Origin of the sequence: Chryseobacterium rhizoplanae, from assembly GCF_900182655.1 — a bacterium.
Classification (GTDB): Bacteria; Bacteroidota; Bacteroidia; order Flavobacteriales; family Weeksellaceae; genus Chryseobacterium; species Chryseobacterium rhizoplanae.
The window spans coordinates 249,025-268,968 of record NZ_FXTC01000004.1 but is presented as its reverse complement, the minus strand read 5'-3'; the positions used below and the strand labels follow the sequence as shown (position 1 = coordinate 268,968).

Genomic DNA, 19,944 nt, shown 5'->3' with positions numbered 1-19,944 from the left:
TTATTCATTTTGTATGTTTTAAATGAAATAAATAAGTTATTGATTTTAGTATAGAATTAATTGTATGTTTGTTCATAAAGCAACGAAACGTTGCGATATCATAAAAAACCTGTTATAATATAAAATGATACAATAAATGGACATAGCAAATGATACCTATAAAAATGATATTAAAACTGTTATTGTTGCATCATCCGTAGGAACATTGATTGAGTGGTACGATATGCTGCTTGCTGTAATTCTGGCAAAAGTTCTCTCCGTAAACTTATTCCCGTCGGAAGGGTCTCACTTTCTGGAGACCCTTGCCATAGTAGGATCGTCATTTATGTTTCGTCCGATAGGATCCCTTATTTTTGGAAATATTGGCGATAAAGTAGGCCGAAAATATTCCTTCCTTATTTCATTGGTTTTAATGGGAGCTTCTACGTTTTTGATTGGCTGTATTCCTAATTTTTCCAGTATTGGTTGGGCAGCTCCGGTTTTGTTACTGCTGTGCAGATTGTTGCAGGGGTTAGCGATCAGTGGCGAGTATGCCGGTGCCGTTATTTATGTGGCAGAACATGCTCCGATGGAAAAAAGAGGCTTTTACACAGGATTTATTCAGGCTACAGTTCCCGTGGGGCTGTTGGTTTGCTTAGGTGTCGTTTTTATAACAGAAAGTACAATGTCTGAAGCAGATTTTAACAGCTATGGGTGGAGAATTCCCTTTCTTTTAAGTTCTGTACTGGTCATTTTAAGCTATTTCATACGAAAAAGACTTCATGAGAGTCCTGTTTTTGCAGAGCTTAAAAAATCCGGAAAAACGAGCAAGTCACCGATTAAAGAGGCATTTACAACAAAAGGTAACGTGAAAACAATGTTGAAAGCTATTTTTGGAGGTAATGCCGCACAGAGTTCGGTGATGCAGACCAATCAGTTTGTTGTATTTTTCTTTTTGCAGAATACCGTGAAGCTTGAAAATACTACTGTTCTACTGATTACCGGAATAGCCATGTTTTTAAGTGTATATTTTTACCAGTACTTCGGCGCATTGAGTGATAAAATTGGACGTAAAAAAGTACTCATTGGAGGCTTGGTTTCAAGTCTTATTCTGATTCCGCTGTCTTTTTATCTTTTTATGAAAATCGGAAATCCTCAGGGTATTGATGAAGTACATTCAATCAGTACAGGTGCCATATTGAAGATTGTGGGGTTGAGTTTTTTGCTTTCAGTGGCTGCAGCTGCTACTTATGGCCCTTTGGGTGCCTTTATGCTGGAAATTTTTCCTACCAAAATACGATATACCAGTATGGGATTTGCCCAGAATATGGGAAACGGTTTTATTGGGGGAGCTACCGCTTTTGTAACAGAGTTTCTTAAGACCAGTTTTGTTGTGAGCGCGTTTCTTTCTCCCTTTATAGGTTTGATTTACCCATTAGTCCTCGTGGTCCTGGCTATCATCGTTAATATAACACTGATTCCGGAAACCTATAAAACAGACCTTACGACAGAGGATGAATAAAGAGATATATGTAGTGCTGATGGTCATTCAAAGCGGAATTGTAAATTGCTGAACAGGGCAGAAGTTATTTATATCATTAAAAAAGAATATTTCAAATTCGGATAATCGTCTTTATATCATTAGTTTTGCATTTTTAATATCTTAGAATCCTTCTTCCGACCAATATATGAGAATACATAAATTAAAGCTTATCGTTTTATTAGGAATTTTTGCGTCTTACACTACTTCATGTTCTGTTCAGGACAATGTTGTAAAGACTCCTCCAACTCAAAACAGCACAACAAAACCCACCAACAATACAACCCCACCAAAAGTACCTGTTGTAACAACAAAACCTGCTACAGGAACTACAGCTTCAACTGAAGAAAATTTCAGAACCAATCTTCCGGAAATCAAAAGAGAGTTCCGTGGAGCATGGATCGCGAGTGTAGCCAATATCAACTGGCCTTCAAGAAATGATCTTACGGTAGAACAGCAGAAAGCAGAAGCAATCAGTATGCTTGATATGTTGAGAGATAACAATTTCAATGCTGCTATTTTTCAGATCAGACCTTCCGCAGATGCCCTCTATACAAGTAATATTGAACCCTGGTCTTACTTTCTGACCGGCGAAACAGGAAAGGCTCCTTTTCCGAACTATGATCCACTTCAGTTTTGGATAGAAGAAGCCCATAAAAGAGGCTTGGAACTGCATGTCTGGTTAAACCCTTACCGTGCACATCATACCAACGGTGGTACCGTGAATAATCTGTCAATGGCCAATAAGCTGTCCGATATTGTTTTAAGATTAAAAAACGGAATGTACTGGTTTGATCCCGCCAATCCGAAAACACAAGGCCACGTATCCAATGTAGTAAGAGACATTGTGAAAAGATATGACATTGATGCCGTGCATTTTGATGATTATTTCTATCCTTACGCAACCTATAACAGAGGGGCTGATTTTCCAGATAATGCAACCTGGAATGCTTACGTAAGCAGTGGTGGGACCTTGTCCAGAGCAGACTGGAGAAGAGATAACGTTAACAAATTTGTAGAGCGTATCTATAAAGAAATCCATGCTGAAAAAAATAATGTACGATTCGGAATCAGCCCATTCGGAATCTGGAAACCCGGATACCCTGCAGGAGTAGTAGGATCTTCACAATTTGACGAGCTATATGCAGATGCTAAATTATGGTTAAATAAAGGTTGGGTAGATTACTTTTCCCCACAACTTTACTGGCCAATTGATTCCAAAGGGCAAGGTTTTGAAGCCCTGTTAAGCTGGTGGCAATCTGAAAATACAATGAACCGTCACTTATGGCCGGGATTGAACACTGTTGAGATTAAAGTATCAGACCGCCCAACAGAAATTAAAAACCAAATTGCAATCTCCAGAAATATCCTGAAAAATGATGCCGGAGAAATTCATTGGAGCATTGCCGGACTTACTAAAAATCCGAATATGCTGCCTGCTTTGAAAAACGGACCGTACAGTGAAAAAGCATTAGTACCAAAATCTCCATGGATAAAAGCTGTTCCATTGCAGACCCCTACATTGTTTATTGCAGACAACGGAAGTTTCGTACAGACCAGCTGGAGTACAAAAAATGCTGCTGATGTCTTCCAGTGGGTTCTTTTTACTCAATACAATGGAGTATGGCAAACCGAAATTTTAACACTGGATACTCTTTCAAAAGATCTTCCTAAATTTAAAGACGGTAAAAAGCTGAGCGCAGTTGCCATAAAAGCTATTGACAGATTAGGAAATGAAAGTGACTATATCGCCAGAAAAATTAAATAGATTATTTTGATAAAGGCAAAAAAATTTAATTTGCAAACTTCTATCTACTATGGGGCATTGCGAACCGTAAGGTGAAGCAATCTCAGTTATAAATTTAAAAACCAGTTCTCCAATAGAACTGGTTTTTATTTTAGAATAACTATAAATTATTAGCTTAAAATAATGATTTTCAATTAAATAAAAAACAGGGATAAATAATTATGTTTAAAATCTAATTTGTATCGGAATCATTTTTGCATGATTCATCCCATAATCATCAAAATATAACATTATGAATACTAACAGACTTTCCACCAGCATGGAAAAAGCACTTAGTGACCAGATGAATAAGGAAATTCATGCATCACACGTTTTTTTATCTTATGGAATTTGGGCCGATGATAAAGGCTATCAGGGAATTGCCAACTTTCTTTACCGCCATGCTCAGGAAGAGCGAAATCACTCAATCAAATTCATGGAATATATTTTAAACAGAGGCGGAAAACCAAAAGTAGATGCTATTCCGGCTCCTCCGGCAGATCCGGACAGCCTTACAGCCTGTTTTGATGGCGTTTTTAAACATGAAGTTGACAATACAACTGCTATTTACAGAATTGTAGATCTTTCTATGGAAGAAAAAGACTGGGCAACGTGGAATTTTATGCAGTGGTTTGTACAGGAACAGATTGAAGAAGAGACCTTAGCTCAAAACTTAATTGATAAATTAAAAATCGCTGGTGGTGACAGAGCTACTGATGAGTCTTTATTTACTTTAGATAAAACTTTACAGGAAGCACCGAATGATGTTCCGCTGGCTCAGAATGCCACAGGAGATAATCCATAAAACAGCCGGTGAATCCGAACCTTTAGAAAATCTGTCAGAATACTGGCAGATTTTTTTATTATGAAACTCCCTCAAAAATCACTATCTTTGCACACTCGTAATTCAAGGTTCAGAGTTCAATGTTTAAAGTTGGAAAAACCTTGGGTTACCCCTAAACCTTAAACTTTGAATTTTACAATATGAAATGTGGAATCGTAGGCCTGCCGAATGTAGGTAAATCAACTCTTTTTAACTGTTTGAGTAATGCAAAAGCTCAATCAGCAAACTATCCTTTCTGTACTATTGAACCGAACCTTGGAACGGTTTCTGTACCGGATCAGAGATTGTTTGAACTGGAGAAAATCGTAAAACCTGAGAGAGTTTTACCAGCTGTAGTTGAGATTGTTGATATTGCAGGTCTTGTAAAAGGAGCCAGCAAAGGAGAAGGATTGGGGAACCAGTTCTTGGCCAATATCCGTGAGTGTGAAGCAATTATTCACGTTTTAAGATGTTTTGATAACGGAAATATCATCCACGTTGAAGGTTCTGTAGATCCTTTAAGAGATAAAGAAATTATTGATATCGAGCTGCAATTGAAAGATCTTGAAACAGTAGGGAAAGCAGTTGAAAAGGCTAAGAAATTCATCAAATCAGGGAAGAAAGAAGATATCCTTACTTACGAAACACTTCAGAATTTACAGAAATTCCTTGAAGATGGTAAAAACGCAAGAGAATTTGCTACCGATGATTTCACAAAAGCAATTATTGGAGAAGTTCAGTTGTTAACCAATAAACCTGTACTTTACGTTTGTAATGTAGATGAAAATTCTATCAAAAACGGAAATGACTGGATTGGTAAGATTGAAGAGATGGCTAAGAATGAAGGTGCAGAAGTAGTTGTGTTAGCTGCACAGATAGAAGCTGATATCAATGAGCTTGAAACTTTTGAAGAGAGAGAAATTTTCCTTGAAGAATTAGGTCTTACTGAGCCGGGGGTTAACCGTTTGATCAGAAAAGCTTACGATCTTTTAAAACTTCAGACTTATTTTACTGCCGGAGTGAAAGAAGTAAGAGCCTGGACTATCGGGCAGGGATGGACAGCGCCACAGGCTGCAGGAGTAATCCACACTGACTTTGAAAAAGGATTTATCCGTGCAGAAGTAATCAAGTATAACGATTATATTACGTATGGTTCTGAAGTAAAAATCAAAGAAGCCGGAAAGCTTTCTGTAGAAGGTAAAGAATATGTAGTACAGGATGGAGACATCATGCACTTCAGATTCAATGTATAAGAAAATATTAAAGTTCGTTTATAATAAAAAACGCTTCCATGTATTTGGGAGCGTTTTTTGCGTTCATGTGTTAAACTTTAATGATGAGAGAATTCTATATTTTGAAGTTCTTTCTTTTTTTTCTGTTCAAAACCTTTTTAAGCAGTTAAAAAATGGTTATTCTGCATATCATGAATTTATATATTTTAAAATAAAAATCGCTTCCTTGTAGGGAAGCGATTTGTTATTATCATATTGTCTTTTGTATGTATTACAATTCAATACCAGGCTGGCATTGAATTTCTGCACAGGTAAAAGAAAACTTCTTACAAGTCAGGTCTGGTAGAAGGCACATTTCTTTTCCGCCGGTAATTACTCTTAATTGTTTTTTGTTCAATTTTTTTCCATTAGTTAAGTTTTGATTTTTCATAATGCTTAATTTGGGTTTAGTGAGTTATTCTACAAATAATCTTAAGGTTATGGTCGACAGACTTTTTGTGCACAGCCAACCGATATTTTTGTACAATTTCTGACATCATCCGGCGGATATGTTTCACATGGGAACTCTGTACATAGAATAGGCTCCATGCAGTTTAGCATTCCCCCTTGAATAGACTTTAGTTCTTTTTTGTTAAGCCTTTTACCTTTGTTTAGATCCAGTTTTTTCATAGTATTTTATTTATGAAATAATTGATATTATAACTGTGGTCTGCACTCTTTTTGTGCACACTTTATAGAAATAATAGTACATCCATTTGGATCAGAAGAAGGCTCACAAGGAGGGTTAGGACATAGAACGGCTTCCATACAGTTGATAAGACCTCCTTTGATTGTAATTAATTCTTTTCTGTTTAATTTTTTTCCGGTTTGATTGATTTGATTTTTCATTGATTTGATTTTTAATGGGTTAGTTTTGACGAATGTAAGAAAAATAAATGAAGTATGTCACTATGTTTAGAAAAAAAAGAAAAATTAGTTGAATAGCGTATATTGACCATTGGATTTTCTGAAATCTACGTACATTAATGTTGTGTTTGATTGATCCTCCAATATTCATAAATTCGTATATTTGAATTTTACAAATCATCTGTCATGGAAAAAGTAGCACATACCTCCCTCGAAGATTTTTACAGAGAGATGGCCACCAAATTAGGTAAAGATCTCGAAAGTATTTTTCCAAAAGGACTTCATAAAGATATCGGACACTTTAATGTTTTCGATATCGCCCAAACGCTAGAAAGGGCAAAGGCTACTTCCGAAATGCCCTATAACAGAAGGAAATACTATAAAATAAGCTTTATACGAGGACGAAACAGAGCGGAATATGCTGACAAAGTAATCTCAATAAAACAGAACGCCTTATTATTTGCTACTCCAAAAGTTCCATATCATTGGGTGCCTGAAGATCCTGATCAGTCCGGGAGTTTCTGTGTATTTACAGAAGACTTTTTCATTAAAGATAAATCCTATTATAACCTTGAAGATCTTCCTATTTTTCAACCTGGAGGAGTGCCTATATTTGAGATTGACAATGAACTTGCAGAAGAGATAGAAAGCCTTTTTAAAAAAATAAAAAAAGAGATAGGTTCAGACTATGTTTTTAAATATGATCTGATTAGAAACTATGTTCTTGAACTTATTCATTATGGGCAGAAATTACAGCCGGCTACCAAAATATCCGCTTCAAATGATGCTTCTATGAGAGTGGTTTCTCTGTTTATAGAGCTGTTGGAGAGACAATTTCCTATTGAATCCTGGGATCAGAGATTGCAGCTGAAGACTGCAAAAGATTATGCCGACAGATTAGCGGTTCATGTCAATTATTTAAACAAAAGATTAAAAGAAAGCACTGGAAAAACGACTACGGAACTTATTTCTGACCGAATCACCCAGGAAGCAAAAATACTCTTAAAGCAGACCAGATGGAACGTTTCAGAAATATCCTATGCCTTGGGTTTCGAAGAAATTGCCCATTTTTCTAATTTCTTTAAAAGGAAAACTTCTTTTACCCCATTAGAATTTCGTTCCTGATTTGAATTTTGCAAATTTCAGATTGATTCAAGCAAATACTTCAGCCGGGAAATGTCTCAACTTTGTACCATCAAAATAATCAAAATACAATGAACACAAAAACAAATATCGCACTGGTAACCGGAGGAAGCCGTGGATTGGGAAAGAACTCAGCACTAAAGATTGCTCAAAAAGGATTAGACGTTATTATTACTTACAGAAGCAATAAAGAAGAAGCTGAAGCTGTTGTGAATGAAATAAAAGCAATGGGACGGAATGCCGCTGCTTTCCAGCTGGATACAAAGGACATTAAAAGTTTTGATGCTTTTGTAAAAGACGTTACAGATCACCTGCAGGAAAATACAGGAAGTACTCATATTGATTACCTGATCAATAATGCGGGAACAGCTTTATATTCACCGATTACGGAAGTTACAGAAGAACAGTTGGATGATGTGGTAGACATCCATTTCAAAGGAGTATTTTTCCTGACTCAAAAATTTTTGCCATTCATGAATGATGGAGGAGGAATTATCAATATATCTTCAGGATTGGCAAGATTTGCAACACCGGGATCTTCTGTTTACGGATCTATAAAAGCTGGAGTAGAAATGCTCACAAAATATATGGCCAAAGAATTAGGATCAAGAAAAATCAAAGCTAATGTTGTGGCTCCGGGAGCTATTGAAACAGACTTTGGAGGAGGAAGAGTAAGAGATAATGAAGAGATCAATGCTGCAGTAGCGGGTGCTACAGCCTTAGGAAGAGTAGGACTTCCCGATGATATTGGCGGTGTGGTGGCATTCCTGTGTACAGAAGATGCAGGATGGATCAATGGACAAAGAATTGAAGTTTCAGGAGGAATGTTTTTATAACATTTGATAGAGATCATCATTATAATACCTCGGGCGGCTCATTTTTGAGCCGCCCGAGGTATTTATTTTATCATTTCTTTGAAGCTAAATTACTCATCAGCTTCAAGAGGTTCCGGCAGCTGGCATTTGAGCTCACTGCAACCAGGACCAATGTATACGCAATACCCTGAAGAATTGGTGCATCTTATGCTACCCAAGCCCCCATTGATTGTACTTAATTCTTTTTTGTTTAATTTTTTTCCTTGTGAGATGATTCCTTTTTTCATGATTTTAATTATTTAATGGATTAGTTATTTCATAAATATATGAAAATCAATGATTATAATTCACTTTTTAAAGAAAAATATAAGTTCATCGTCCAAAATGACCTTTGAAATATCTGCGTCATTTTTAGAGTAGTACAATTAGAGCAGTACAATTTTATCGGAGATAAAATCATTGCGCCTTAAAACGTTTGCTTATAAAATTTCTTCGCGTCTTAGTGTATTCCAAATTCAAAACTTCTAATGAAATTGCTTTATTCGCAATGACAATTGGAGTAAAAATCTTTGTCTAAGTTCCACAAAAGCATACTAAAATTATGATGATACTCTTGATAAATTTTCAATAGCTTTCTCTAATGTTTCCTGCTTTTTGGCAAAACATAACCTGATGACATTCTCATTCAGTTTATGTTTATAGAACGAAGAAAAAGGAACACTCGCCACCTTGTGATTGATTGTCAGTTCAGATGCAAAATCGAAATCATTTTTATCCGAAATTTTATCATACTTTACTGCCTGAAAATAAGTTCCCTCACAATCCAGCAGCTCAAAAGATGTTCCTTCAAGACCTTTTCTCAGAAAATCTCTTTTTTCCTGGAAAAACTGACTCAGTTGGGTATAATGTTCATCATTTTTCATGTACTCTGCCAATGCAAGTTGGATAGGAGTGTTTACACAGAAAACATTGAACTGGTGTACTTTTCTGAACTCATCCGTTAAGATTTTGGGAGCTGCACAATATCCTACTTTCCAGCCGGTGACGTGAAAGAGTTTCCCGAAAGAAGCAACAAGAAGACTCCTTTCTTTCAATTCCGGATATTTACAGATGCTTAAATGCTGCTTTCCGTCAAAAACAATATTTTCATACACTTCATCACTTAAAATAAGAATAGAAGTTCCTTTTACCAGCTTAATAAGCTCTTGTATATCATTTTCTGTCAGTATTTTTCCGGAAGGGTTGTTGGGATTATTCAGGATAATCATTCTTGTTTTGTCACTGACAAGTTTTTTTACAGCAGCCCAGTCGATGTTATAATCCGGAGCTTTCATTTCAAAACGTTTTACAATCCCTCCGAAAAGTTCTACAGTAGGTTCATAACAGTCATAGGCCGGTTCAAAAATAATCACTTCATCCTCCTTTTTGATAAAAGAAGCAATGGCAGTGAAAATAGCCTGAGTTCCCCCTGCTGTAATTGTTATTTCCGAGTCGGGATGATAGGTTGCCTGATGGCTGTTTTCAATTTTTCTGGCAATTTCTTCCTTCAGACCAATCATTCCACCTAGTGGGGCATATTGGTTAAAGCCTTTTTTAATAAAATGATCTACATGATTCAATAACTCCAGGTCAGGCATGAAATCCGGAAATCCCTGAGAAAGATTGATCGCTTCATTTTCGTTGGCAAGTTGAGTCATCTGACTGAAAATAGTAGTTCCTACATTGGAAAGTTTTGATAAAGGAAGTTGTATCATAAAAACAGTTTTGTTGATCGAATTTAATGAAATATTTAAAACAGACTCCACTTATAAAAATAAAAATTAAATAGAGATAGGCTGAAGGTTGATGTTGAGGAGGTTAATGGTTTGAATGATAAATTTAATGAGGAAATATGATTTTAAACATATGTTTGATTTTTTTCTTTTAAATCAATAGAAAGATACCTACATTTGTTAGACACACCACTATAAAAAACAATAACAATGAAGATTAAGAAGACGGAGTTTCCGGAAAAATCAGTTTTATCTCAGGGAAAAAAAGATTTTGATTATGTTGATAGTTTTGAAGGAGAATTGAAACATGGCAGCCGGAATATTGATATCACAGAAATCGGAAATGTATTCTTTACCAGTGGGCCGAAATGGGGAAAGAAAATGTTTGCTTTCAGAAATAAGGTAGTAAGGTTATTTGGACTGAAAACAGGATCTGAAACAGAAAAGCAGCAGATGGAAAAGGTTTTTAAATGTGAAGTGGGAGAGCGCATGGGTATTTTTACAGTGTTTGATAAAACGGATAATGAAATTGTTATCGGGGAAGATGATAAGCATCTGGATTTCAGAGTTTCTCTTTTATTTGATGAAAATAAAGATCATCTTGATGAAAAATCCCTTACCATATCCACTACGGTAAAGTTCCATAATTGGCTGGGTGTATTATATTTTCTTCCTGTTCGCCCTTTTCATAAGTTAATTGTGCCTGCTATGCTGAAAAATATGATCGGGAAATTAGAAAAAAGATAAATATTTACCCTTTTACAAGTGAGTAAGAGCTTAAAAGCCAACCGTCTTAAAAGTCAAACAATTTAACCTCCGAAACAATTTCTTAAATTTTGTTCCGTCAACCTGGGAAAATATTGTCACTTCTTACATAGATGGGCCCGTCTTCATCCTGACTATACCCGTAAGTATAAGAACTGTTGAGCACGTCTCCTTCATTATCATTTACCATACCCGGAATTTTGGCATTACAAATGAAACAACTGGTATAATGAAAGAAAATAAACAGTAAGTTATTGCTTATATTCATATTTAATGGAATAATCATGTGAAATATATAATTTGGTTGATAATACTGCAATATTTTTGGAAAAATCTTTAAAAAAACAAACTGAAAAAATTCGGATAATTTTATACAATTTCGTATTTTTGTATGTTTGCTGAAATCATATATGTCACAAGAAATAAATCCAACCTATTCAGAAGATAATATCAGAACCCTCGATTGGCAGGAACACATCCGTCTGCGCCCCGGCATGTACATCGGGAAGCTTGGTGACGGGTCTTCCGCCGATGATGGTATTTATATTCTGCTTAAAGAAATCCTGGATAACTCTATTGATGAGTTCAGGATGAAATCAGGGAAAAGAATCGAAATAAAAGTAGATGACGGTAAAGTTACAATTCGTGACTTTGGACGTGGAATCCCATTGGGAAAAGTAGTAGATGCGGTTTCCAAAATGAACACCGGAGGTAAATACGACAGTAAGGCGTTTAAAAAATCTGTAGGGTTAAATGGAGTAGGTACCAAAGCGGTAAATGCACTCTCTGAGTATTTCAGAGTACGTTCTTTCCGTGACGGGAAAATGAAGGCTGCAGAATTCTCCCAGGGACTTATCAAAGAAAACTTTGAAGAAAAAGAGACTTCAGACAGAAATGGTACTGAAATTTCTTTCATTCCGGATGGAGATATATTCCTGCATTTCAAATACAGAAAAGAGTATATCGAAAGAATGCTCCGCAATTATGCATACCTGAATCCGGGATTGAAAATTCTTTTCAACGGAGAAACCTATTTCTCTGAAAACGGTCTTAAAGATCTCCTTGAAGAAGAACTGGAAAGTGAGACACTTTATCCTATCGTTCATTTGAAAGATGACGATATTGAAGTGGCAATCACCCATACTGACAAATCTCAGATGGAAACCTATTTCTCATTCGTAAACGGACAGAATACCACGCAGGGTGGAACCCACCTTAATGCATTTCGTGAAGCTTATGTGAAGACGATCCGTGAGTTTTTTAATAAGAACTTTGAAGCTTCTGATATCAGAAAGTCTATCATTGCCGCTATCTCAATCAATGTAGAAGAACCGGTTTTTGAATCCCAGACCAAAACAAAATTAGGATCTAATGATATGGGACCGAACGGACCAACCGTAAGAACATTCATCATTGATTTCCTAAAAAGCAAACTGGACAACTTTTTACATAAGAACCCGGAAATTGCGGAGGCGGTCCAAAGAAAAATACTGATTTCCGAGAGAGAAAGAAAAGAACTTTCCGGAATTCAGAAACTGGCTAGGGAAAGAGCTAAAAAAGTCTCTCTTCACAACAAAAAACTTCGTGACTGCAGACAGCATTATAACGATCAGAAAGCTGAAAGAAAAGGAGATACTCAGATCTTCATTACCGAGGGAGATTCTGCATCAGGATCTATCACAAAATCCAGAGATGTGGAAACGCAAGCTGTATTCTCACTGAAAGGTAAACCATTGAACTGCTATGGTCTTACCAAGAAAGTGGTATATGAAAATGAAGAATTTAACCTTCTTCAGGCTGCTTTAAATATTGAAGAAAGTCTGGAAGACCTGAGATACAATCAGGTGATTATTGCAACCGATGCCGATGTGGATGGGATGCACATTCGTTTGCTGATGATTACGTTCTTCCTGCAATTCTTCCCTGATCTGATTAAAAACGGACATCTTTATATTCTTCAGACTCCCTTATTCAGGGTAAGAAACAAGAAAGAAACAAGATACTGTTATTCAGAAGCCGAAAGAGTAAAAGCATTAAATGATCTGGGGAAAAATCCTGAAATCACACGATTTAAAGGATTAGGAGAAATTTCTCCGGATGAATTCAAGCACTTTATAGGTCAGGATATCAGATTGGAACCTGTGGTGTTAGGAAAAGACCAGACCATTGAACAGCTTCTGGAGTTTTATATGGGAAAAAATACTCCGGACAGACAGACTTTTATTCTGGAAAATCTGGTTGTGGAAGATGATACTGATATTGCTAAAAAAGAAATTCTGGATGAAATAGAAAACTAAAAACTTAAAAAAAACTAATTTAGGCCATTAATAAAGACTGAAAAAAACACAATTTTGGATGAAGTAGGAAATTATAAACTTACACAGCCAAAAAAATTAAATAATGAGACTAAGTAACCGTAATAAAGCATCAGTTTATAACTTTTTAAGCACCCTTCTTCTTATGATAATGGTACTTGGAGTAATTGCATTTATCGCTAATAAATATAGATTTAATGCACTGGATGATGAAAGTTATTTATTGATTATTGTTCCTACTATAATGCTGATCATATTCTATATTTGCGGACGGCAGATTTTTGAATATGATAGCGATGGAGAAGCTCTGAACTTTAAAAACAGGAATATTATTCCTTTTTTAGAGAAGCCTCTTCACGATGAATTTCCAAAATATAAGCTGATAAAATATGATGTAGTCAGTATTTTATTTATCAAAAGATTATACATCACTGTTTCAAGTAAGAATAACGGATCTACTATACTGAAGTATCAGATCTCTTATTTGAACAGAAAAGAAGTAAACGATTTAAAACTCTCTCTGAACAAAGTAGTAAAAGCTAATAAAGAGAAAAAAGACAAAAAAACAGATGACGACAGAAGAATATTCGCATGAGGGTGAAAGTTTAAAGAAGGTTTCCGGTCTGTACAAAGACTGGTTTCTGGATTATGCTTCCTATGTAATTTTGGATAGAGCTATCCCTTCGGTGTATGATGGTTTGAAACCCGTTCAGCGAAGAATTATGCACTCTATGCGGGAACTGGAAGATGGCCGTTACAATAAAGTAGCGAACATCGTGGGAAATACCATGAAGTACCACCCACATGGAGATGCTTCCATTACAGATGCCATGGTGCAGATAGGGCAGAAAGAATTACTGATAGATACTCAGGGAAACTGGGGGAATATTTATACAGGAGACTCTGCAGCTGCTGCAAGGTATATTGAAGCAAGGCTGACCCCTTTTGCATTGGAAGTAGTCTTTAATCCTAAAACTACAGAATGGACCAAATCCTACGACGGAAGAAATAATGAACCTGTCGACCTGCCGGTAAAATTTCCTTTGCTTCTTGCACAGGGAGTAGAAGGTATTGGGGTAGGGCTTTCCACAAAAATACTTCCACATAACTTCAATGAGCTTATCAATGCATCGGTAGCTTATCTGAAAGGAAAGAGATTTGAGCTGTATCCGGACTTTTTAACAGCCGGTTATCTGGATGTTTCAGAATACAATGACGGCCACAGAGGAGGAAAAGTAAGAGCAAGAGCCAAAATTACCCAAACGGATAAGCATACATTGGTGATTTCCGAGCTTCCTTATTCGAAAACGACCACTGATCTTATTGATTCGATTTTAAAAGCCAATGAGAAAGGGAAGATCAAAATTAAAAAGATTGAGGACAATACTTCAGATAAAGTAGAAATCCTGATTCATATTCATAATGATGTTTCTCCGGATAAGACAATTGACGCCCTGTATGCATTCACAGACTGCCAGGTGACAATTTCTCCAAATGCCTGTGTGATTGTAGGTGACAAACCTATGTTCATGAATGTTTCCGATATTCTGAAAATGAATACAGATCATACGGTGTCACTATTGAAGAAGGAACTTGAAATTGAACTTCACGAACTTCAGGAAAGCTGGCATTTCTCTTCACTGGAAAGAATTTTTATTGAAAATAGAATCTATCACGATATCGAAGAGGTGAAAACCTGGGAAGATGTATTAAAGACCATTGATGCAGGATTAAAACCACATACCAAACATCTTTTAAGAGCTGTTACAGAAGAGGACATCTTAAAACTGACCGAAATCCGGATCAAGAGAATTTCAAGATTCGATTTAGATAAATTTAAAGAAAATATTGCATCACTGGAAGGCAAAATAGAACAGGTGAAATACCATCTGGCCAACCTGATCGCTTATGCTATCGATTATTATTTAAATATTCAGAAAAAATACGGTAAAGACAAGCAGAGAAAGACAGAGCTTAGAATTTTTGATACCATTGATGCTACAAAAGTTGCCGTGGCTAATGAAAAGTTCTATGCCAATTTTGAAGAAGGCTTTATCGGAACATCCCTGAAGAAAGACCAGTATCTGTTCGACTGTTCTGACATTGATGATATCATCATTTTCAGAAAAGACGGAAGTATGAAAGTGGTAAAAGTAGAGGCAAAAACGTTTGTTGGTAAAGATATCCTGCACGTTGCCATCTGGAAGAAAAATGATAAAAGAACAGTGTATAATATGATCTACCGCGAAGGAAGAGAAGGACCCTATTATATGAAACGTTTCTCTGTAACCGGAGTGACAAGAAATACAGATTATCCGTTAGCTTCAGATAAAAAAGGTTCCGAAACACTGTATTTTTCAGCAAACCCTAATGGTGAAGCAGAAACCGTAACTGTGCTTTTAAAACCAAATCCTAGAATCAGAAAGAACAAAATGGAGATCAATTTCTCCGAACTTGCCATCAAAGGACGTGATTCCAAAGGAAATCTGGTAACAAAATATGCGGTAAAGAAGGTAGATATGAAGGAAGAAGGAGTTTCTACCCTGGCACCTAGAAAGATCTGGTTTGACGATACCGTAAGAAGACTGAATGCCGATGCAAGAGGAACATTATTAGGAAGCTTTAAAGGAGATGACAAGATTTTGACCATCAACACAAACGGAGAAGTTAAACTGGTGTCCTTTGATCTTGGTAACCGTTTCGATGATGAATATCTGGTATTGGAAAAATGGAGACCTGCACAGCCGATAACCTGTATTTATTATGATGGAGAAAAAGATATTTACTTCATCAAGAGATTCTTATTGGAAAATACGGTAAACGTACAGACTTTCATGCCGTCCGAACACCCGAAATCATTCATTGAAAATGTAATCGTTGCCAATGACGTAACTGCAGAAATTATTTTCGCAAAAGATAAAGGGAAAGAACGTGAACCTGAAACAATAAACATCGATGAATTTATTGCCGTAAAAGGAATAAAAGCAATTGGAAACCAGTTTACAAAGTTTAAAGTAAAAGCAATCAATATTATCATTCCTGAACCTGTAGAAGTGGAACCGGAAGTCTATGAAGAACCTGAACCTACAGGAGATATAGACGAAGACGGAGGAGTTATTGGTGATCTGTTTCAAGGTGATGAACCTGAAAATTAAAAAAAATGAATATTTTAATATTATTTATTGCAATTACGGCTATTATAAGCTTCATAGCTTTTAATAATCCTGCCATTACTGAAAAATATAAATTTAGTGTTGGTGCTATTCTTCATAGAAAAGAATATATTCGTTTGCTTTCATCAGGGTTTTTGCACGCTGATATCATGCATCTGGTATTCAATATGCTGACATTATATTTCTTTGCGCCTATTGTTATTCAGGGCTTCGGGAATATAGGATTTATAATTGTATATCTGGGAGCAATATTGCTGGGCAACTTCCTATCATTATACATTTATCAAAAGCAACCCTGGTATTCTGCCGTTGGAGCGAGTGGTGGCGTTTCAGGAATCCTTTTTGCTTCCATAGCATTGATTCCTGATCTCAAAATCTATCTTTTCTTTATTCCGATCGGTATTCCCGGATATATTTTCGGGCTGATCTATTTTGGTTATTCTGTGTATATGATGCTGAATCCGAGAGCGCATGATAATATCGGACATGCTGCTCATTTGGGGGGTGCTTTCCTAGGATTAATATATGCTGTGATAAATGCGCCGGAACATGCCATGCAAAACGGAATTTATATAGGAATCATGTCGCTTCCGTTAATCTATCTGGGATATGAAATTTTTGTAAGGAAGCGAATAGGATAAAAGACTATTTTTAATTAAAATATCAAAACCAATGAACACATCAGAGTTAAACAGTTTCATCGTGATACTTATCTATGGTTCATTGGTTTTGCTTTCTCTGCTGAAGCTGGCCAATCCTTTGAAAGTAAACCGTAAAGCCAATTTCTGGTTTGGGATATTTCTGTTTCTGTGGTCTACCTTCTGGCTGGATGAGGTTTTGTTTCTCATCACAGGTGAGGCAGTGGAGTTTCACTCTCTGTTTTTAGTAAGATGTATTCAGTTTTTTACCCCTATTGTTTTTTACTTTAGTGTGTTGTTCTTTACCAATCCTTCTTTTACCTTCAAAATCAGGGATTTTAGATTCCTGTTGCTTCCCGCAGCCTTTCTGTTGTGCCTTATCTTAGTAAAACTTGGATATGAATCACCGTTTGAATATCTGAGTGTTATTTTGATCCTCATTCAGGCACTGTTCTACACCGGACTTTCTTACGTTACCATCAGAAAACACCAGCGGAAGATCCAGCAATTTTCTTCCAATACTGAAGAAATCAATCTGAATTGGCTTGAGTATATCATTCTGGTACTTCTTATTGTGAATATCATCTATGTGATCTATAATCTTTTCTATGACCCCAAATCACTGAATTTCTTTATCAATACGGTCTTTTTATTTGTGATCTATTGGGTGGGATATTATTCTCTGAAACAAAGAGAAATCTATCCTGTAGAAGAAAAACAGAGAGAAGAACTGATTGCTATCAATGAAGATTCTGATTCAGAAGAAATAAAGAGAAAGCTGATCTCTGATGAAGAATTAATTAAGATTAAAAACTCACTCGAAAGACTAATGGAAGCAGACAAACCTTATCTTGACAGTGAACTTAATCTGATCAGGCTGGCCGAAATGCTGTCTGTTTCTACCCATCACCTGTCGTATGTTATCAATACAGGTTTTGGAAAGAATTTTTTCCAATATGTGAACGAATTCAGAGTAGAGTATGCCCAAAAACTTCTGAAAGAATCAAACAGTAAATTATCAATTCTCGGGATTGCTTACGAATCCGGATTCAATTCCAAAACTTCTTTTAACACAACCTTTAAAAAAGTGACCGGACAAACTCCTTCTGAATTCAAAAAATAAGTTCAGGTTTATAAAGTTTTACTTTTTTATTTGTTTAAAATATTGATTTTTAAATATTTGAGTGTTTTTGTTTTCTTGATTGAAAATCAGTTCGGTCTGATAACCCGGAACATTCAAACCCTCTTTTCACGATAGCTTTGTACCATAAAATTTAAACGTATGGATACCAAAGAGTCATATGCTGTTGTCACAGGAGCAAGCCAGGGACTTGGCAAATCATTCGCTGAACACCTGGCAAAGAAAAAGATCAATGTCATTCTGGTCAGTCTTCCGGATCAGAACCTTCAAGAATTTTCTCAGGAACTGAACGAGCTGTATGATGTAAAAGTTCATTATTATGAAACAGATCTCTCTGTTAATGACAATGTCATGAAGCTTACAGAATGGCTTAACCGTTCTTTTGATATTCATATCCTCATTAACAATGCAGGTCTTGGAGGAACTAAAAAATTCACAGAAGCCTCTCCGGATTATATCAATACCATTCTGCAGGTCAATGTAACAGCAACTTCATTAATTACCCATCAGTTACTTCCTAACCTTTTAAAACAGCCAAAAGCCTATATTTTGAATGTCTCCAGCATGGCGGCCTTTTCTCCCATAGGTTTTAAAACCGTATATCCTGCTTCCAAAAGCTTTATCCATTCATTTTCCAGAGGACTGCATGAAGAGTTGAAAGATACCAATGTCTTTGTAAGTGTGGTGAATCCTGGTGCCATGAAAACCAATACGGATGTCTGTAAAAGGATAGAAAAACAAGGTTTTATTGGAAAACTGACCCTTTTAAATCCTGATAAAGTAGCATCATACTGTATTCGCCAATTATTTAAAAAAGATTCCGTAATTATGGTGAACCCAATCAGCTGGCTGATGATGAAAATTTTACCCATATGGATCAAACTTCCGTTGATGACTCAGGCTATAAAAAGAGAGATCGAAGCATGAAAAAAGTGTGTGTAACCGGAGCGACAGGGCTTCTGGGAACTAATGTTATTATTAAATTATTACAAAATGGTTATTCTGTTATTGCTCTGGTGCGCAAGAAAAGCAGCTGGCTGGGTGAGGAGAACGAAAATCTGAAACTGCTGGAAGCAGACCTTTCCTCTGATCTTTCATTATTGCTCAAAGAAATTGATCTTGTCATTCATATTGCTGCGGAAACACGTCAGAATCTCATAAGCTATGATGAATATCGGAAAGTGAATTATGAGACAACCGTAAATCTGTTTACCCATGCAGAATTAATGAATGTAAAAAAGTTTTTGTTTGTAAGTACGGCAAACACTTTAGGGTATGGTACTACAACATTCCGGGGAAATGAACAGGCGCCGCAGCTTTATCCTTTTACCCATTCAATGTATGCTCAAACTAAATTGGAAGCTGAAGAGTACCTTTTAAAGAACCGTAAAAATACAGAAGTGATTATTGTACATCCTACTTTTATGATCGGAGCCTATGACAGCAAACCAAGTTCCGGGAAAATCATCTTCTGGGCCTGGAAAAAGAAATTGGTTTTCTATCCGAAAGGAGGAAAGAACTTTGTACATGTAGAAGACGCCGCAAACGGAGTATTAAATGCAATTGAAAAGGGAAGGAATGGTGAAAAATATCTTTTAGCTAACGAAAACTTAAGCTATAAAGAGTTTTTTAAGAAAATAAATAGAATTACCCATCAAAATCCGGTTATGATAGCCATTCCCAATGGATTGTTGAGTTTCCTGGGATTGATAGGAGAGGGATTAAGAAAATTAAAGATAAAAACAAATCTCAGTACTTCCAATATGAAAGCACTGCAGATTTGTAATTATTATTCTAATCAGAAATCAGTAAATGAATTAGGACTTCATTACCAGCCTGTTGATAAAGCGATTGAAGACGCAATTCAGTATTTTGATCAAAATAACAAATAGTGATTTTCAATACTGTAAATAAAA

18 protein-coding genes are annotated in these 19,944 nt (G+C 36.1%); 14 read left to right on the top strand and 4 right to left on the bottom strand.

Annotation, left to right across the window (positions count from 1 at the left end; all coding sequences use genetic code 11):
• Positions 1–136 precede the first annotated feature (136 nt).
• The 4 genes from FN817_RS11920 to ychF all read left to right on the top strand — a co-directional run bounded on the left by FN817_RS11920 (position 137) and on the right by ychF (position 5,381).
• A complete protein-coding gene (locus FN817_RS11920; protein ID WP_142718105.1) occupies positions 137–1,501 on the top strand; it encodes an MFS transporter in 1,365 nt (454 codons plus the stop codon).
• Positions 1,502–1,667: 166 nt separating this feature from the next.
• Entirely contained in the window at positions 1,668–3,287 is a 1,620-nt protein-coding gene (locus FN817_RS11915; protein ID WP_142718104.1) for a glycoside hydrolase family 10 protein, read from the top strand.
• A 271-nt stretch (positions 3,288–3,558) separates the two neighbouring features.
• Positions 3,559–4,110 carry a ferritin gene (locus tag FN817_RS11910; protein ID WP_142718103.1) on the top strand — a complete coding sequence of 184 codons (552 nt, stop codon included), beginning with the start codon at positions 3,559–3,561 and terminating at the stop codon, positions 4,108–4,110.
• 179 nt (positions 4,111–4,289) lie between these two features.
• Positions 4,290–5,381 (top strand): redox-regulated ATPase YchF, encoded by a 1,092-nt coding sequence (ychF, locus tag FN817_RS11905; protein ID WP_142718102.1) that lies wholly within the window; start codon positions 4,290–4,292, stop codon positions 5,379–5,381.
• A gap of 250 nt (positions 5,382–5,631) precedes the next feature.
• Here the strand turns inward: ychF and FN817_RS23155 are convergent, their stop codons facing one another.
• Both FN817_RS23155 and FN817_RS11895 read right to left on the bottom strand, forming a co-directional pair.
• Positions 5,632–5,790 carry a hypothetical protein gene (locus tag FN817_RS23155; protein WP_167498853.1) on the bottom strand — a complete coding sequence of 53 codons (159 nt, stop codon included), beginning with the start codon at positions 5,788–5,790 and terminating at the stop codon, positions 5,632–5,634.
• A 266-nt stretch (positions 5,791–6,056) separates the two neighbouring features.
• Positions 6,057–6,248 carry a hypothetical protein gene (locus FN817_RS11895; protein WP_142718100.1) on the bottom strand — a complete coding sequence of 64 codons (192 nt, stop codon included), beginning with the start codon at positions 6,246–6,248 and terminating at the stop codon, positions 6,057–6,059.
• Between the two features lie 204 nt (positions 6,249–6,452).
• Between FN817_RS11895 and FN817_RS11890 the strand changes: the two genes are divergently transcribed.
• Both FN817_RS11890 and FN817_RS11885 read left to right on the top strand, forming a co-directional pair.
• Positions 6,453–7,391, top strand: coding sequence for a helix-turn-helix domain-containing protein (locus FN817_RS11890; RefSeq protein WP_142718099.1), 939 nt, complete (start codon positions 6,453–6,455; stop codon positions 7,389–7,391).
• Between the two features lie 89 nt (positions 7,392–7,480).
• Positions 7,481–8,245, top strand: a complete 765-nt coding sequence (locus FN817_RS11885; protein ID WP_142718098.1) for an SDR family NAD(P)-dependent oxidoreductase — start codon at positions 7,481–7,483, stop codon at positions 8,243–8,245.
• A gap of 89 nt (positions 8,246–8,334) precedes the next feature.
• On the opposite strand, the gene FN817_RS11880 is transcribed toward FN817_RS11885, so the two are convergent.
• Both FN817_RS11880 and FN817_RS11875 read right to left on the bottom strand, forming a co-directional pair.
• Positions 8,335–8,511 carry a bacteriocin gene (locus tag FN817_RS11880; RefSeq protein ID WP_142718097.1) on the bottom strand — a complete coding sequence of 59 codons (177 nt, stop codon included), beginning with the start codon at positions 8,509–8,511 and terminating at the stop codon, positions 8,335–8,337.
• Positions 8,512–8,823: 312 nt separating this feature from the next.
• Entirely contained in the window at positions 8,824–9,978 is a 1,155-nt protein-coding gene (locus FN817_RS11875) for a methionine aminotransferase (protein WP_142718096.1), read from the bottom strand.
• A gap of 228 nt (positions 9,979–10,206) precedes the next feature.
• On the opposite strand from FN817_RS11875, the gene FN817_RS11870 reads away from it, so the two are divergent.
• The 8 genes from FN817_RS11870 to FN817_RS11835 all read left to right on the top strand — a co-directional run bounded on the left by FN817_RS11870 (position 10,207) and on the right by FN817_RS11835 (position 19,920).
• The gene (locus FN817_RS11870) at positions 10,207–10,743 is read left to right on the top strand and encodes a DUF2867 domain-containing protein (RefSeq protein ID WP_142718095.1); all 537 of its coding nucleotides are present in this window, start codon (positions 10,207–10,209) and stop codon (positions 10,741–10,743) included.
• A gap of 428 nt (positions 10,744–11,171) precedes the next feature.
• Positions 11,172–13,058 carry a DNA topoisomerase IV subunit B gene (locus FN817_RS11865; RefSeq protein WP_142718094.1) on the top strand — a complete coding sequence of 629 codons (1,887 nt, stop codon included), beginning with the start codon at positions 11,172–11,174 and terminating at the stop codon, positions 13,056–13,058.
• Between the two features lie 103 nt (positions 13,059–13,161).
• On the top strand, positions 13,162–13,671 hold the full coding sequence (locus tag FN817_RS11860; protein ID WP_142718093.1) for a hypothetical protein: 510 nt from the start codon (positions 13,162–13,164) through the stop codon (positions 13,669–13,671).
• The gene (locus FN817_RS11855; protein WP_142718092.1) at positions 13,646–16,231 is read left to right on the top strand and encodes a DNA gyrase/topoisomerase IV subunit A; all 2,586 of its coding nucleotides are present in this window, start codon (positions 13,646–13,648) and stop codon (positions 16,229–16,231) included. Before FN817_RS11860 ends, FN817_RS11855 begins: the two co-directional genes overlap by 26 nt.
• Positions 16,232–16,236: 5 nt before the next feature.
• Complete coding sequence (locus tag FN817_RS11850) at positions 16,237–16,890, top strand: rhomboid family intramembrane serine protease (RefSeq protein WP_142718091.1); 654 nt, start codon at positions 16,237–16,239, stop codon at positions 16,888–16,890.
• Positions 16,891–16,921: 31 nt separating this feature from the next.
• Positions 16,922–18,010, top strand: a complete 1,089-nt coding sequence (locus FN817_RS11845) for a helix-turn-helix domain-containing protein (RefSeq protein ID WP_142718090.1) — start codon at positions 16,922–16,924, stop codon at positions 18,008–18,010.
• A gap of 159 nt (positions 18,011–18,169) precedes the next feature.
• Positions 18,170–18,955: an SDR family NAD(P)-dependent oxidoreductase gene (locus FN817_RS11840; protein ID WP_142718089.1), complete on the top strand. Its 786-nt coding sequence runs from the start codon at positions 18,170–18,172 to the stop codon at positions 18,953–18,955.
• Positions 18,901–19,920 carry an NAD-dependent epimerase/dehydratase family protein gene (locus tag FN817_RS11835; protein WP_228451543.1) on the top strand — a complete coding sequence of 340 codons (1,020 nt, stop codon included), beginning with the start codon at positions 18,901–18,903 and terminating at the stop codon, positions 19,918–19,920. Before FN817_RS11840 ends, FN817_RS11835 begins: the two co-directional genes overlap by 55 nt.
• Positions 19,921–19,944 lie beyond the last annotated feature (24 nt).

Coding starts and splice junctions, on each gene's coding strand:
- FN817_RS11910 (WP_142718103.1), top strand. CDS start 3,559: ATGAATACTAACAGACTTTCCACCAGCATGGAAAAAGCACTTAGTGAC.
- FN817_RS11870 (WP_142718095.1), top strand. CDS start 10,207: ATGAAGATTAAGAAGACGGAGTTTCCGGAAAAATCAGTTTTATCTCAG.
- FN817_RS11890 (WP_142718099.1), top strand. CDS start 6,453: ATGGAAAAAGTAGCACATACCTCCCTCGAAGATTTTTACAGAGAGATG.
- FN817_RS11920 (WP_142718105.1), top strand. CDS start 137: ATGGACATAGCAAATGATACCTATAAAAATGATATTAAAACTGTTATT.
- FN817_RS11875 (WP_142718096.1), bottom strand. CDS start 9,978: ATGATACAACTTCCTTTATCAAAACTTTCCAATGTAGGAACTACTATT.
- FN817_RS11860 (WP_142718093.1), top strand. CDS start 13,162: ATGAGACTAAGTAACCGTAATAAAGCATCAGTTTATAACTTTTTAAGC.
- FN817_RS11835 (WP_228451543.1), top strand. CDS start 18,901: ATGGATCAAACTTCCGTTGATGACTCAGGCTATAAAAAGAGAGATCGA.
- FN817_RS11915 (WP_142718104.1), top strand. CDS start 1,668: ATGAGAATACATAAATTAAAGCTTATCGTTTTATTAGGAATTTTTGCG.
- FN817_RS11895 (WP_142718100.1), bottom strand. CDS start 6,248: ATGAAAAATCAAATCAATCAAACCGGAAAAAAATTAAACAGAAAAGAA.
- FN817_RS11865 (WP_142718094.1), top strand. CDS start 11,172: ATGTCACAAGAAATAAATCCAACCTATTCAGAAGATAATATCAGAACC.
- FN817_RS11880 (WP_142718097.1), bottom strand. CDS start 8,511: ATGAAAAAAGGAATCATCTCACAAGGAAAAAAATTAAACAAAAAAGAA.
- FN817_RS11855 (WP_142718092.1), top strand. CDS start 13,646: ATGACGACAGAAGAATATTCGCATGAGGGTGAAAGTTTAAAGAAGGTT.
- FN817_RS11840 (WP_142718089.1), top strand. CDS start 18,170: ATGGATACCAAAGAGTCATATGCTGTTGTCACAGGAGCAAGCCAGGGA.
- FN817_RS23155 (WP_167498853.1), bottom strand. CDS start 5,790: ATGAAAAATCAAAACTTAACTAATGGAAAAAAATTGAACAAAAAACAA.
- FN817_RS11845 (WP_142718090.1), top strand. CDS start 16,922: ATGAACACATCAGAGTTAAACAGTTTCATCGTGATACTTATCTATGGT.
- FN817_RS11850 (WP_142718091.1), top strand. CDS start 16,237: ATGAATATTTTAATATTATTTATTGCAATTACGGCTATTATAAGCTTC.
- ychF (WP_142718102.1), top strand. CDS start 4,290: ATGAAATGTGGAATCGTAGGCCTGCCGAATGTAGGTAAATCAACTCTT.
- FN817_RS11885 (WP_142718098.1), top strand. CDS start 7,481: ATGAACACAAAAACAAATATCGCACTGGTAACCGGAGGAAGCCGTGGA.